The following is a 13,878-nucleotide window of genomic DNA, read 5'->3' as shown; positions in this document are numbered from 1 at the left end:
TTCGCATTGCGTGTCGATCAGGGCGCGCGTGGTTCGTCGTACCGGTAAGAGCCACCGAAACGGCAAGGCTTGCTACCGACAACGGATTACCCCGAGTACAAGGAGAACTGCAATGCGATTCATGATCCTGGTGAGAGCCACGCAAGGCAGCGAAGCCGGCACGATGCCGGAAGAAGGCCTCTTCGCCGCGATGGCGGCCTATCACGAGCAACTGGCCAAGGCGGGCGTGTTGCTGGACGCCGCCGGCCTCAAGCCCACCTCCGCCGGCTGGCGCATCCGCTATGCCGGCGGACAGCGCACGGTCATCGACGGACCGTTCGCCGAGACCAAGGAAGTGGTGGCGGGCTACACGCTGATCCAGGTGCGCAGCCGCGATGAAGCCATGGAATGGGCGCGGCGCTTTCCCTCGCCGCACGGCGAACTGGCCGACGGCGAGATCGAGGTACGGCAGCTGTTCGAGCTGGAAGACTTCGGTCCCAGCCCGTCGGTGCAGCGCTTGCGCGACATTGGCGCGGGCCAGCATTGAACCCGGCGCCAGACCCGAAACCCTCCCAGCCAGCCAATCCTCGGACACCCATCATGCTCAAGACCATCCTGCTAGTCGCCTTTTCGGCCGTCGCCCTGTTGCTGATCTTCACCGCCACGCGCCCCGATACCTTCCGCGTGGAACGCAGCGCCAGCGTCAAGGCGCCGCCCGAACGCGTGTTCGCGCTGATCAACGACCTGCACAGCTTCAACCAGTGGAATCCGTATGAAAAGAAGGACCCGGCGCTCAAGGGCACCTACGGCGGCACGCGCAGCGGGCAGGGCGCCGCCTATGCCTGGGAGAGCGACAAGGTGGGCGTGGGACGGATGGAGATCGTCGACACGGTGCCGGCCTCCAGGGTCACGATGAAGCTGGATTTCTTCAAGCCGTTCGAAGCCCACAACACCGCCGAATTCACGCTCAGGCCGGAGGCCGGTGCCACGCGCGTCACGTGGTCGATGCAAGGCGCCGTGCCGTTCTTCGCCAAGCTGGTGCACCTGGTCTTCAACATGGACAAGATGGTGGGCAAGGACTTCGAGGAAGGCCTGGTCAACCTGAAGACGCTGGCCGAGGCGCCGGCGGCCCGGTAAGCCCCGGCCATCTCCAGGCATGCACGCCAACACGCGATTCCGGATTCCAAGGACAACATCATGCATAAGCAAATCTACCTGAACCTTGCCGTGGCCGACCTGCAGCGCTCGCAGGATTTCTTCAAGGGCCTGGGATTTACCTTCAACCCGCAATTCACCGACGACAATGCCGCCTGCATGGTCATCGGCGAGAACATCTACGCAATGCTGCTCAAGCATGAATTCTTCAAGTCCTTCACCACCCGCAAGCTGTGCGATACCTCCGACAGCACGGAAGTGCTGATCTGCCTCTCCTGCGAAAGCCGTGCCGAGGTGGACGCCTTGGTCGCCAAAGCCGTGGCCGCCGGCGCAACGGCGCCGCGCGCACCGCAGGACCACGGCTTCATGTATGGGCACGGGTTCGATGATCTCGACGGGCATATCTGGGAATTGGTGTATATGGAGCCCTCGGCGCCCGGCGCGACCAGCGCGGCCTGAAGCGCATGGTGACGACGACACCGACGCAGCGGGCGATTGAAGCCGTCTGGCGCATCGAATCCGCCAAGGTCATCGCCCACGTTGCGCGCGTGGTGCGCGACGTGGGGCTAGCCGAAGAACTGGCGCAGGACGCGCTCGTTGCCGCGCTGGAGCACTGGGGCGAGACCGGCGTGCCGGACAATCCCGCTGCCTGGCTCATGACCGCGGCGAAGAATCGCGCGCTCGACCATTTGCGCCAGCAGGCACTGCACGCCCGCAAGCACGAGCAGATCGGCCACGATCTCGAAGCGATGGAGGCTCACGTGGTACCGGATTTTGTCGATGCGCTGGACGCCGCGCGTGCGGACGATATCGGCGACGACCTGCTGCGGCTGGTCTTCACCGCCTGCCATCCGGTGCTCTCCACGGATGCGCGGGTCGCCATGACGCTGCGCTTGCTGGGCGGGCTGACCACCGAGGGAATCGCACGTGCCTTTCTCACGCCGGAGGCCACCATCGCCCAACGCATCGTGCGCGCCAAGCGCACCCTCGGCGCGGCCCGCGTGCCCTTCGAAGTGCCCGGCCCGCAGGCACGGGCACCGCGCCTGGCTTCGGTGCTGGAGGTGATCTACCTGATTTTCAACGAAGGTTATTCCGCCACGGCTGGCGACGACTGGATGCGCCCCGCGCTGTGCGAGGAAGCGCTGCGCCTGGGCCGCACGCTGGCTGGCCTGGTGCCGGAGGAAAGCGAGGTGCACGGACTGGTGGCGCTGATGGAGATCCAGGCCTCGCGCACGCATGCGCGGGTGGATGCGCAGGGCCGCCCGGTGCTGTTGCCCGACCAGGATCGCAGCCGCTGGGACCACTTGCTGATCCGGCGCGGGCTGGGCGCGCTGGCGCGGGCGGAGGAACTCGGCGGCGCGCTCGGGCCCTATGCCTTGCAGGCGGCGCTGGCGGCCTGCCACGCCCGCGCGCCCAGCGCGGAGGAGACCGACTGGGCGCAGATCGCCGCGCTCTATGATGCGCTGTCCCAGGTAGCGCCGTCCCCGGTGGTGGCGCTGAACCGCGCGGTGGCCGTCGGCATGGCCTTCGGCCCCGAAGCCGGCCTGGAACTGGTCGATGCGCTCGTTGCCGCACCGGCGCTGGCGAAGTACCACCTGCTGCCCAGCGTGCGCGGGGACTTGCTGTTCAAGCTGGGCCGTCTGGATGAGGCCCGTGCCGAATTCGAGCGCGCGGCGGGCATGACGCGCAACGCCCGCGAGCGCGAGTTCCTGCTCGGGCGGGCGCGCGATGCGGGGGCCACCCGGTCGTGACTCGCCAGCGCGCATTGCTGCGCGTCACCACCGCTCCCGGTAAAACTCTAATATCGGATACCGAAATATCTAAATTCCCCAATATCGGAAAGCCGACGATGATCCTAGCCGGGGCCCGGGGGATCGATTGCTGCCGGGCCCTGCAAAAGCCATCCGGCCGCCGACGACGGCAGGACCGGCAGGCCTCACCATCGAAGTGTTCCAGGAGACTCCAATGATTCCACGGCTACTGTTGACCGCCAGCCTGGCGCTGGTTGCATTCTTCGCCTCTGGCGCCGTCGGCGCGCAACAACCGGCGCCACAGCCTGCACCTCAGGCCGCACCGCAAGCCGCGCCTCAGGCGCCCATGAATGCAAAGGAAGCGAAAGCGAAATTCGCGGAAAAGTTCGCTGCCGCCGATACCAACCACGACGGCAAGCTGACCCGCGAGGAGGCGGAAGCCGGCATGCCGGAGGTCTACAAGAACTTCGACAAGATCGATACGAAGAAGAAGGGCGAGGTTACGCAGAGGCAGATTGGCTCGTACTTTGCGGCCAAGGCCAAGCAGAAGGCCGCGGCGCAGAACCCGGGAAGCCTGAACTGACCTGGCGGTGCCGGCGGGGAATTCGCGAGCGAAACGCTTCGGGATTCCGCCGGCAGCGGACGGTGCGGCGGTATCGGAAATGCAGGTCCCCGACGACAGAGATCCCCGGAAACTGGCTGGATTGCAACCAGTGCCGGGGAGCTTTAAATATTCTTTAATTCTATTTAATACCTTTTATACCTGAACACGACGGAGGATTTCCGTTGTCGTTTCAGTCAGGTCAGGAGATTGAAGGCGAACCCTAGCGCAATTGCGCCGCCGAGCGCCTCCACTGCTGCCAGCGCGAGAAGGTTCTTCAAAATGAAGGCATCGTCCTGCTTGGTCACCATGGTGTTGTCTCCTGAAGTAGGAATCAACGGCTGGAAGGAAATGGCTGCCACGGCAGTACCGATCCACGCTCCAGCCATGTCTTGATTCGCTTCCAGTAGACCGCAACCCGAAGCCGGCGAAAAGCTGGCATAAACCCCTATTCAGGCAGCCGGTGGCCCGCTGGCCTGGGGCGCCTCACCACAATGCGGAGCGTGCACCGGGGGGGGGCTGAGAAATCTGCAGTTCGGGTTTCTATTCCGACCGCAAGGCCTCCTGCGGAGCAAGCCGTGCCGCCCTGCGTGCCGGCAGCACTCCGGCAGCCAGACCAATCACCACCGCCAGCAACTCGGCCAGCACAGCGTAGGACCACGGTGTGTGGACCGGCAGCGCCGGCAACGCCGCCGTAAGCACCTGCGCGATACCCCATCCCAGCAGCAGTCCTGCCATGCCGCCGATGGCAGCGAGCACCGCGGCTTCACCAAGAAAGAGGAGCATGACCTGTGCCTCGGTCGCACCGATGGCGCGCAGGAGCCCGATCTCCGATGTGCGTTCGGCCACAGCGATGGTGAGAATCGTGAGGATCCCCACGCCGCCCACGATCAGCGAGATGGCGCCGATCGCTGCCACCGCGAAGGTAATGGCATCGAGTACGGTGCCGAACACCTCCAGCATCTTCTGCTGGGGCGTGACGGTGAAGTCCTCGGCACCATGGCGCGCGCTCAACAGGCGTTTGATGCCGTCCTCCACGTCGGGGAGCGGGGCGGTGGGATCGTAGGTGACTTCGATCTCGACCAGGCTTTCCCGGTTGAACAGGTCCAGGGCACGACCGGCCGGTATATAGACCGTATCGTCCAGGTCGAAGCCCAGCATCTGCCCCTTCGCTTCCATCACGCCCACCACGCGATAGCGTTCACCGCCTACGCGGATGCGCGCTCCCAGCGGGTTGTCGCCGCCGAACAGTTCGCGCGCCACTCTCGCGCCGAGTACCGCCAGCGTGCGCGCTGCGCGCGGATCGTCATCCGGCAGGAACTGGCCGGAGGCCACGCGCATGCTCAGCGCCTCGGTGAATCTGGGCCCGACACCATACAACGTCACCCGCCTGCTCTTGCCGAGGTAGTCGACTTCGGCATTGCCCTGCACCAGTGGGTTGGTCACACGCACGTGGGGGGCGTGGCGCAGGGCGATGGCGTCCTCGATCGTGAGTGGGCGCACGGTGTTGATCGACCCGAGCGAAGCACCGTGGGTCTGGGTGCGGCCTGGCGTCACGCCGATCAGATTGGTGCCGAACTGGGTGAACTCTTCGATCACGAAGCGATGCAGCCCTTCGCCGATCGAGGTCAGCAGGATGACCGCGGCAATGCCGACGGCAATGCCCAGCGCGGTGAGCAAGGTGCGTAGCCGGTGAGCAGCCAGGGAGGCGAGGGTGAACTGGATGAGGTCCGCGTAGCGCATGGGTCATCGTCCAGACAGAGCCTGCACCGGATCCAGCTTTGCCGCGCGTTGGGCCGGTACCACGGTGAAGGCGATGGCGGTCACGACGGCGATGGCCGGCGCCCCCAGCAAGGCCCACCAGGGCGGGGTGAAGGGAATCGCCGGATAGAGCCGTACTGCAAGCCTGCACGCGGCTTCGCCCACAGCCAGGCCCGCGGCCACGCCACCGAGTGCCAGCAGTACCGCCTCGGTGAAGAAGAGCAGCCGGATGTGGCCGGCGGTGGCGCCGAGCGCCTTGAGCAGTCCGATCTCGCGCTGCCGCTGGGTCACCGCAATCAGCATCACGTTCATGATGAGAATGCCGGCCACGGCGAGACTGATGGCTGCGATGCCGCCCACCGCCAGCGTGAGCGCGCGCAGGATGCGGTCGAACGTGGCGAGCACCGCGTCCTGGGTGATGACGGTCACGTCGCGCTTGCCTTCGTGACGCTGGCGAATGATCTCCTCGGCGTCGGCCCTGGCGCCCTGGATCTGCTCGCGGGCCTTCGCCTCGATCAGGATGCGGAACAGCGAGTCGGTATTGAACAGGGCCTGGGCCGCCGACAGGGGAACGATGACCAGTTCGTCCGTGTTGAAGCCCAGCGATTCGCCCTGGCCGGCCAGCAGCCCGATCACGCGAAAGCGCCGGTCCCCGATGCGCAGCCATTCACCCAGCGCCTGGCGCGTGCCGAACAGCTCCATCGCCACCCTGGTGCCGATCACGCACACGGGCTGGCCGTGGTGCGGATCGCCCTCGGGCAGGAAGCTGCCCTGGGCTAGTGCCATATGGCGCACCGCCAGCAATTCGGCGGTGGACCCAAGCACTGGCGCTTCGCGCCGTAGCGCGCCGACATGCAGATCCGCGTTCCCGACAATGAGCGGCGCGACGCGCAGTACGGCGGGACTGCGCCTGAGTGCGAGCGCATCGTCCAGCGTCAGGTCGCGCGTGGTTGCGCCCAGCACGATCCCCGGCGCCGCGCCGGCCGTTTCGCTGCGCCCGGGCAGCACGATGACGAGGTTGGTGCCAAGCGAGCCGAACTGGTTCACCACATACAGCCTTGCTCCCTCGCCGAGCGCGCTCACCGTCACCACGGCGGCGACWCCGATTCCCATGGCGAGCAGGATCAGCAGGCTGCGTGAGCGGTAGCCGCGCAGCACCTGCCAGGTGAAACCGAGAACGTCAGCGAGCCGCATGGCTATCCTGCCGCGGCTCGTCACCGGCGATGCCGCCGTCCACCATGCGCAGCCTGCGCCGGGAACGGGCGCCGATCTCCGGGTCGTGCGTGACCACGATCAGCGTCGCACCCTGTGCATGCAGGCCCTCCAGCACGGCCATGACTTCCTGGCCGGTATGCCGGTCCAGATTGCCGGTGGGCTCGTCGGCGAGAATCATCCCCGGGCGCATGGCCATGGCACGGGCGATGGCAACCCGCTGGCACTGCCCGCCCGAGAGTTCGTCAGGCCGGTGCCTGGCGCGGTCTTGCAGGCCGTACTCGCCGAGCAGCGCGTCAACGCGGCGGCGGCGTTCGGCCGGGTCCATCCCTGCGAGCACCATCGGCAGCTCGATGTTTGCGGCGGCAGTGAGGCGCGGCACCAGGTGAAAGAACTGGAATACAAAGCCGATCTTCTCACGCCGCAGGCGCGCCAGTTCGTCGTCCGGCAGCGCGGTCACGTCGTGGCCATCCAACTGGTAAGTACCTGTATCGGCTCGATCCAGCAGGCCCAGGATATTTAGCAAGGTTGACTTGCCGGAGCCCGATGGGCCCATGATGGAGAGGTACTCTCCCTGAGCAACCGCAAGGTCGACTCCATGGAGCGCATGCACGGCCTCGCCGCCCAGCACGAAAGTCCGCCCGATGCCGTCGAGCCGGATCATTTTGCTCGCGTCTCCACGGTAGTCTGTTTTTCCTCGACAGCGGCGATGCCGGCCTGGAGCCCAATCCGTTCCGGTGACGTGACGACGCGCTCGCCGCGCTTGAGCCCCGCCGTCACCTCGGTGAACTCCGCGTTGGAAATCCCGGTGTCGAGCTTGCGCGCCTCCAGCCTGCCGGCGGCATTCAACACCAGCACGCGGTTGCCGGATGTCAGTGCAGCGGTAGGGATGCGCAGCGCCTGGTCGCGGGCATCGGTCACGATTTCCACATCGGCGCTATAGCCCACCAGGAGATGGCGGACGATGTCGGGACTGTCGAACTGGACCTCGACCTCAACGGTGCGGGCCTGCTTCTCCAGTGCCAGGACATAGGGGGCGATGCGGCGCAATTTGCCTTCGAAATGCCTGCCCCGATAGGCGTCCAGGGTGACGCGCGCCGGCATGCCTACCTGCAGGCGTGCCGCGTCGATCTCGTCGATCGGTGCGGATACATAGAGGCACGAGTCGTCGATCAGGTCCACGGCGGGCAGCGTCGGGATGCCGGGCGGCGAGGGCGTCAGGTATTCGCCGATCTCACCGTTGACTTCGGCCACCACGCCGTCGAAAGGCGCCTTCAGCACCGTGCGCGCAGTATCCGCGCGCGAGGCGGCGATACGCGCCCCGGCCTCCTTCACCTGCGCCTTCGCGGACTCGCACGCGGCGCGCCTGGAGTCGGCGTCGGCATCGGTCCGCTCCACCGCCTGGGGCGAGACGAAGCCTTTCCCCACCAGTTCCCGCGAGCGCCGGGCGTCGCTTGCCGCCGCCTTGGCCAGTTCGCACACTTCGCGCACGTGCGCGGTGGCTGTCAGCAACTGGTTTTGCGAGAGCTGTTCGCGCGCGACCAGGTCTTCGTTCCAGAGGATGAGCAGTATCTGGCCAGCCTTCACCCGATCACCCTTGTGGATATTCAACACCTCGATGCGTCCGGCCGCCGGCGGCGCCAGTTTCGCCCGCCGGCAGGCTGACACCGAGCCTGCCCGGGTGTTGGCGACAGTGGCCTCGACTCGTCCCTGCTCGACCCTGACCGTCGTTACCGCTACCGGCTTGGTACGGTTTGCGTACCAGCCTGTGCCGGCGATGCCTGCGAGTATCGCCACGACAATCGCGATGCGCCTGACGAGGCGGCTGCGTATCAGCGTTCCTGGCGGAGACAGGGGCGTGTCTGGCATAGGGTAGGGGATGCGAAGACGTCGGGTGCGAATGTTGCGCTGCATCAGCCTCACCGTCCGCGGTCTCTGTATCGTAGCCCATCCCAGCAACGCCCATGCAGCGCATCTCCGGGCCCATGTGATGCACGAGCGGGGCGAGGCGGCGTTGCACAGTGTCGTTACCGGCGCAGCCTCATTCCCGTGGCGCGCCGAGCTGGCGGGAGCGCTTCGAAATACGGTGCCATGGCGCAAAGTGCATGAACGTGCACCGCGTGTTTTCCCGAAGGCCGGACTGGGCGATGCCTGCCGTGCAGGCGCTGTCCGCGCCCCGGCTCGCGCTAACTGAGGAATGCGTAGTTTGGTCAGGCGCATATCCGAAAATTCCCATCGAAGAATGGGAAATTTCCGAATGTTCATTGTGGCAATTACCGGTAGCATGCCTGCCGCACCAGAGCGTATCGAGAAATTTCACGGAATTTTGCATTCCGATTTTCGAATAACAATTGGTATTTCGTCATCGCTTCACGGGTTGCCGCCGTACTGCCGTAGCTGTGCGCACGCCGCCAGAAAGGCGTCTCACGAAGGCCATGCCATGCCGAGAAAGCCGGCCTGCGGCCCCGCCTTCCATCTTTGGCATTGCGACTGCACCGTAATCCATAAAAGGAATTTTTTTAAATTTCCTCAAAGAATAGGACACGTCCGATTGATCCTCTCCGCACTCACCCARTAGCATGTTTGCCGAATCGGGCCGGAGCGCCAAGCTCACGGTGTTTTGCAGCCCGGACTTCGAATAGACGTGGTTGCGTGGTGCGCCGCGGTGCAAAGCACCTAGTCACTTTTCGTTCCTGGCGTGCGCAACCAATCCGCCAGGAATCTTGCCGCGAAGCGGCAGGCGTGACAACGGAGAAGACATGGGCGTTATCGACAAATTCGAGGCATACGGCGCAAGGATGCCCGGGCGCCAGGCTTACCATCTGGACATTCCTCGCGCGGCCAGCGCGGCGGAACTGTCGGTAGTGTCGTTCGAGGCAGTGGAGCGATTGGGAGAGATCTACACCGTCACGATCCGGCTAACCCACCCGCTGGAACTCGACCGGGCGGAATACCTCAATTGTGACGCGACCTTCGTGATCGACCCCGGCGACGGCAGCGAACCGCGCCGGTTCGCGGGGTGGATATCGACGTTCTCACGCACGAARCGCACGCGCGATTTCTTCGCCTACGAAATCGTGCTCCGGCCACTGGCCGCGCGGCTCGAACTCGTCCGGACCACGCGCATCTACCAGAACAAGACGGCCCCCCAGATCATCGAGGCTATCCTGCGCCGGCACGAACTCCGGGGCCACCAGTTTKCCATCAAGSYGCGCCGCGAGTATRCCCAGCACAAATTCCGCTTCCAGTACCAGCTATCCGACTGGGAATATGTCCAGTTGCTGATGCGCCAGGAAGGGCTGTATTGCTACTTCATCCCGGGAAAGTTCGGCGAGATGATCGTCTTCGGCGACGACATCGACCACTACGTCTACCAGCCCGAACTGCGCGTGCCCTATCGSGAGACCGCCGGCCTGGAAGCCGGCATCGAGGCGGTATCCGACATCCAGGTGCACGCCAAGACCGTGCCCGAATCGGTCCTGGTCGCCGACTACAACCCGGATCAGGCGTGGGAACCCATCAAGGGCGAGGCCAAYGTCGCGCGTAAAGACAAGACAACGTACGGCCAGCAGTATATCTACGGCACGCATCATCTGGACAAGGCCGAGGCGAAGTGGGAGGCGCAGCTGCGCCACGAGGCCCTGCTGGCCGGCCAGCTTGTCTATGCGGGCGAGAGCAACGTGCTCAGGCTGCAYMCCGGCWGCATCCTGCGCATGGATGAGCCATTGGCYGARGCCCCCAACGGCCAGGTCATCACCGAAGTCATCCATACCGGGGGGCGTGATGCCGCTTACCGCAAYACCTACAAGGCCATCCCGTCGGACCGGCGCTTTCGCCTGCCGCTGGACGAGGAAAACTGGCCGAAAATCCAGGGCACGCTGAGCGCGCGCATCACCTCGCCCGGCCAATACAAATACGCGTACCTGACAAAAGCGGGCCACTACGTCGTCCGCTTCGATTTCGATTTTGAGCMATGGCCGAAGGGCATGGAAAGTGAGGCCATACCCCTRGCAAAACCGTATGCCGGCGGCCTGCAAACCGGGTTCCACTTCCCGCTCATCGACGGCACCGAAGTYGCGATTGCCTTTCGCGACGGCAACCCGAACAAGCCCTATATCGCGCAYGCGCTGCATAACAGCCGGCAAGAGGACCTGATCACCACYCGGGACCGGTGGCTGTCGCGCAACCTGATCAGGACGCAGAGCAACAACAAGCTGCGCATGGAGGACTGGAAGGGAGAGGAGAGCATCAAGCTCTCCACCGAATATGGTGGCAAGACCCAGCTCAACCTTGGCTACCTCGTTGATCGCAACAAAAAAAAGCGGGGGGAGGGCTTTGAGCTGCGTACAGACGCCTGGGGAGCGATCCGGGGTGGCAAGGGGCTGTTCCTTTCGGCGGACGCGCAGCCGAATGCTGGCGGCGAGCAACTTGCCATGTCAGATGCCGAAGATACGCTGCGGCAAGCCATGGACATGATGCGCAGCCTCAACGATTCCGCAAATGCCGCCAAAGCGTGGCTTGCGCAGATCGACCAGCAGCGCGCCTTGATCGAGCAGACGCTTACGCAACTCAAGGCGCCTGCGATCCTCGCCAGCGCGCCGAAAGGCATTGGCATTGCCAGTGGGCGGGACATGCAACTCGCTGCGAGCAAGCAAATCTTCATGACGGCTGGCGGTGGCCTGGACATCGGGGTAATGAAGCGCATCACTGCCGCAGCCGGCGAGGCCATCTCCCTGTTCGCGGCAAAGCTGGGTATCCGGATCTTCGCTGCAAAGGGCAAGGTGCAAATACAAGCCCAAGGCGATGCGCTGGAGTTGATGGCACTCAAGAATGTTGCTGTCAGTTCCTCGACTGGCGAAGTCATGATCACCGCCTCGAAGGGCATCACCCTCGGCGATGGCGCGGGCGCATACATCCGGATTGCAAACGGGAAGATCGAACTCGCCAGCCCCAGCGGGGAGGTCAACGTCAAGGGCAACTTGCGTACCGACGATCCCGCCGGCGGCAACTTTGCCTTCCCCGCCTGGGAGGCCGCCCCGCTGCAAGACGTGAAGCGCAACATGAAGTTCGGGTTCTCTGAATAAGCAGGCCATGGCAACGACGACACCACAGCAGCCGGCCAAGACTCCGGTGAAGAAACTGAACTTTGCATACCCGTTCCGCAAGGCTCCCGAAGCCCCCGGCAAGCCATCGGCCGACTTTGCCGACCAGCACGAATTTCACCGGCTGCTACGCAAAGAGCCTGGTGGCGCATACGCCGTCAGCCGGAAAGGACTGTGGCACGGCGGCATCCACATCACTGAGGCAGGCGCCGGTCAGTCACTCGACCTCACGCATGGCGTGCGCTGCATGGCCGACGGAGAGGTGGTTGCCTGGCGCGTCAACCGGACCTACCTGCCCAGCGAAATCCCGGAGCAGGGTGACAAGGCCGCATTCAGCGCCAAATTCAGCACGGGCTTTGCGCTGGTGCGTCACGTGATGGAGTTTCCGAAAGACAACACGCTGACTTTCTTCAGCCTGTACATGCATCTGCAGGATTTCGCCAGTTATGAAGCGGACAAGGCATTGCCACGGCCTTCGTACTGGATAACGTGGCTCCGGGTCACGGATGTCGCCAGCGACAAGCCCGATGCCAGTGCGAGTGGGGTGGGCGCTCCCGCCGAGCAAACCGGATTGCGCGTCCGCACCTCCAAGCCAGGAGGAACGATCCTTGGCATTCTGCCTCGTGGGGCGCAGTTCAGTCTTCTGAAGCGGGACGGGAACTGGGGCCAGATCGAGTCCGTGCATGTGTCGGCCATGGTTCCGCCCAAAGTCGGCGGGTATGTCGCGCCGGACGCTGCGGAGAAGGGATGGATCTATCTCGGCAAGGAGAGCGGCGCTTACGTTGTCGAGACCGTTATGCCTGATACCTCGCTGGATCGTGTGGTCGCACCACCCAAGCCGGTTCCAGTCAACGCAGGCGATATCATCGGCCACATCGGACGGTTTGATTCGCTCAGCGAACGGGTCCCAGCCCGCATGGTCCATCTGGAGATGTTCTGCGGCGACAGCATCCAGTCGTTCATCGAGACGAGCCGCGCATGGGTGACCGAAAACGGCGCAAAGCCGAAAGCGTGGGAGCAATTGGCGCTGCCGGCCGACCCCACGATTCTACGGATCGACCGGCGGACGACGCTCTACAAGAACCCGAACCAGCAAGGCCAGGACGCGCCTCTGTCCGATGTTGTGCAGGCATATACGCTGGCGGAACTCGGCCAGCGTAACGAAAAGCCACACACCGAGACCAGCGCGGGCAGTGACGGCGAGAAGATGCGCTGGTGGAAGGTTGACAGCGCGGACGTACGTCGCCAGGACATCACCGGCTGGGTGCGCGAGCAAAACTTCGCGGGAGGGCGGATCTCGCGCGAGTTCGCGCAGAAATGGGTGGACTTCGAGATCCTGCATGACCCGCACGACTCCACCCACACCATCTTTGCCTCGACGCAGGCGTACGTCGACTACGCGACCGGCGCAGACGTCCCGAACGCCGGCGCCATCGACAAACTCAACCCGCTGATGCAAGCCGTTTGTCGGCAGCTATATGCGACAGGCGATGGCAGCCAGGCGGCGAACGACCTTTGCGTTGCCTCCCAGGACGCATGGGCGGCAATGCGGGCATCGCGGCTCATTGTCAAGCATGAGAGCGAATGGGCGAATCCGGACAAGTGGAATCAGCTCATTACCGAGATCGAGAAAAAGGTCGGGCCGGATGAGGCTCATGAGGCCGAACGCAAGCGCATCCAGGCGCTGGCCTGGTGGGATGCCGTGAAGGAAGATTTCCCCGCCCTTCCGGCTCCGCAGGTGTTTCATATTCATCCGATTGGGATTATTGGGAATTTCGATAAAGGAAAATTTCAGTTCACCCTGACCATGATGCATAGACTGTTCCCTCACGCAAACCGCGACGCACTCCAAGAAGTGGCCGACGAACTCAATGCTCATCTTCAGGCCTACAAACTCGATACACCGCTTAGACGAGCACATTTCTTTGCTCAAGTGATGCAGGAAACTGGCTCCTCGCTTACTCGCGAAGAGGGATTTATCTGGAAAGCAAGCTCGTTAATCGCAAAATTTTCCTATTTTCATAATCATCCCGATCAGGCGAACGCGCACGGCTACCATCACGTAAGGCCAATCAAAGCGGATGGCACGAGTATGAATCAAGTTGACTTTGAAGCAATCGCCAACGGTGCATATGGCGGACGTGCTGAACTGGGTAACGGAAACTACGCTAGTGTCCCGCGTCAGAAGTTCCTTGCATTATTGACGCCACGTTGTAGTCTGCGTTGAAGGCACGCAAACGGCGAGGCGGTGATGAGAGGAAGACCAAAGGCGGAACTCGTGTTGAATGAGGTCGAACGTGAGCAACTCAAAGCGCTG

At 63.8% G+C, this 13,878-nt stretch carries 11 protein-coding genes; 7 read left to right on the top strand and 4 right to left on the bottom strand.

Annotation, left to right across the window (positions count from 1 at the left end; genetic code table 11):
- The first annotated feature begins 112 nt into the window (after positions 1-112).
- From AC1DN0_RS29245 to AC1DN0_RS29225, 5 genes are all read left to right on the top strand, one after another.
- Complete coding sequence (locus AC1DN0_RS29245; RefSeq protein WP_477103911.1) at positions 113-526, top strand: YciI family protein; 414 nt, start codon at positions 113-115, stop codon at positions 524-526.
- A gap of 53 nt (positions 527-579) precedes the next feature.
- Positions 580-1,116: an SRPBCC family protein gene (locus AC1DN0_RS29240; protein WP_441630292.1), complete on the top strand. Its 537-nt coding sequence runs from the start codon at positions 580-582 to the stop codon at positions 1,114-1,116.
- A 60-nt stretch (positions 1,117-1,176) separates the two neighbouring features.
- Positions 1,177-1,593, top strand: coding sequence for a VOC family protein (locus AC1DN0_RS29235; protein WP_441630290.1), 417 nt, complete (start codon positions 1,177-1,179; stop codon positions 1,591-1,593).
- Positions 1,594-1,598: 5 nt separating this feature from the next.
- A complete protein-coding gene (locus AC1DN0_RS29230; protein ID WP_441630288.1) occupies positions 1,599-2,885 on the top strand; it encodes an RNA polymerase sigma factor in 1,287 nt (428 codons plus the stop codon).
- Positions 2,886-3,099: 214 nt separating this feature from the next.
- Positions 3,100-3,468, top strand: a complete 369-nt coding sequence (locus tag AC1DN0_RS29225; protein WP_441630287.1) for a calcium-binding protein — start codon at positions 3,100-3,102, stop codon at positions 3,466-3,468.
- A 561-nt stretch (positions 3,469-4,029) separates the two neighbouring features.
- Here AC1DN0_RS29225 and AC1DN0_RS29220 read toward each other — a convergent pair.
- From AC1DN0_RS29220 to AC1DN0_RS29205, 4 genes are read right to left on the bottom strand one after another with little or no spacing between them, the layout of a single operon-like run.
- Positions 4,030-5,229, bottom strand: a complete 1,200-nt coding sequence (locus AC1DN0_RS29220) for an ABC transporter permease (protein WP_441630285.1) — start codon at positions 5,227-5,229, stop codon at positions 4,030-4,032.
- A 3-nt stretch (positions 5,230-5,232) separates the two neighbouring features.
- Positions 5,233-6,441, bottom strand: a complete 1,209-nt coding sequence (locus tag AC1DN0_RS29215) for an ABC transporter permease (protein ID WP_441630283.1) — start codon at positions 6,439-6,441, stop codon at positions 5,233-5,235.
- The gene (locus AC1DN0_RS29210; RefSeq protein ID WP_441630281.1) at positions 6,428-7,123 is read right to left on the bottom strand and encodes an ABC transporter ATP-binding protein; all 696 of its coding nucleotides are present in this window, start codon (positions 7,121-7,123) and stop codon (positions 6,428-6,430) included. Before AC1DN0_RS29210 ends, AC1DN0_RS29215 begins: the two co-directional genes overlap by 14 nt.
- Positions 7,120-8,256 carry an efflux RND transporter periplasmic adaptor subunit gene (locus AC1DN0_RS29205; RefSeq protein WP_441630279.1) on the bottom strand — a complete coding sequence of 379 codons (1,137 nt, stop codon included), beginning with the start codon at positions 8,254-8,256 and terminating at the stop codon, positions 7,120-7,122. Before AC1DN0_RS29205 ends, AC1DN0_RS29210 begins: the two co-directional genes overlap by 4 nt.
- Positions 8,257-9,218: 962 nt before the next feature.
- Between AC1DN0_RS29205 and AC1DN0_RS29200 the strand changes: the two genes are divergently transcribed.
- Positions 9,219-11,543, top strand: coding sequence for a type VI secretion system Vgr family protein (locus AC1DN0_RS29200; protein WP_477146201.1), 2,325 nt, complete (start codon positions 9,219-9,221; stop codon positions 11,541-11,543).
- A 7-nt stretch (positions 11,544-11,550) separates the two neighbouring features.
- The gene (locus tag AC1DN0_RS29195) at positions 11,551-13,788 is read left to right on the top strand and encodes a chitinase (protein ID WP_441637540.1); all 2,238 of its coding nucleotides are present in this window, start codon (positions 11,551-11,553) and stop codon (positions 13,786-13,788) included.
- Positions 13,789-13,878: the final 90 nt, after the last annotated feature.

This window comes from Cupriavidus sp. 05N39 (assembly GCF_056397325.1).
Note: the sequence above shows the minus strand (reverse complement) of the source record. Positions and strands in the feature narration are given on the sequence as shown.

Bases quoted from the DNA above. Each gene is read 5' to 3' on its own strand.
- AC1DN0_RS29195 (WP_441637540.1), top strand. From the start codon at position 11,551: ATGGCAACGACGACACCACAGCAGCCGGCCAAGACTCCGGTGAAGAAA.
- AC1DN0_RS29235 (WP_441630290.1), top strand. From the start codon at position 1,177: ATGCATAAGCAAATCTACCTGAACCTTGCCGTGGCCGACCTGCAGCGC.
- AC1DN0_RS29240 (WP_441630292.1), top strand. From the start codon at position 580: ATGCTCAAGACCATCCTGCTAGTCGCCTTTTCGGCCGTCGCCCTGTTG.
- AC1DN0_RS29220 (WP_441630285.1), bottom strand. From the start codon at position 5,229: ATGCGCTACGCGGACCTCATCCAGTTCACCCTCGCCTCCCTGGCTGCT.
- AC1DN0_RS29245 (WP_477103911.1), top strand. From the start codon at position 113: ATGCGATTCATGATCCTGGTGAGAGCCACGCAAGGCAGCGAAGCCGGC.
- AC1DN0_RS29230 (WP_441630288.1), top strand. From the start codon at position 1,599: ATGGTGACGACGACACCGACGCAGCGGGCGATTGAAGCCGTCTGGCGC.
- AC1DN0_RS29225 (WP_441630287.1), top strand. From the start codon at position 3,100: ATGATTCCACGGCTACTGTTGACCGCCAGCCTGGCGCTGGTTGCATTC.
- AC1DN0_RS29210 (WP_441630281.1), bottom strand. From the start codon at position 7,123: ATGATCCGGCTCGACGGCATCGGGCGGACTTTCGTGCTGGGCGGCGAG.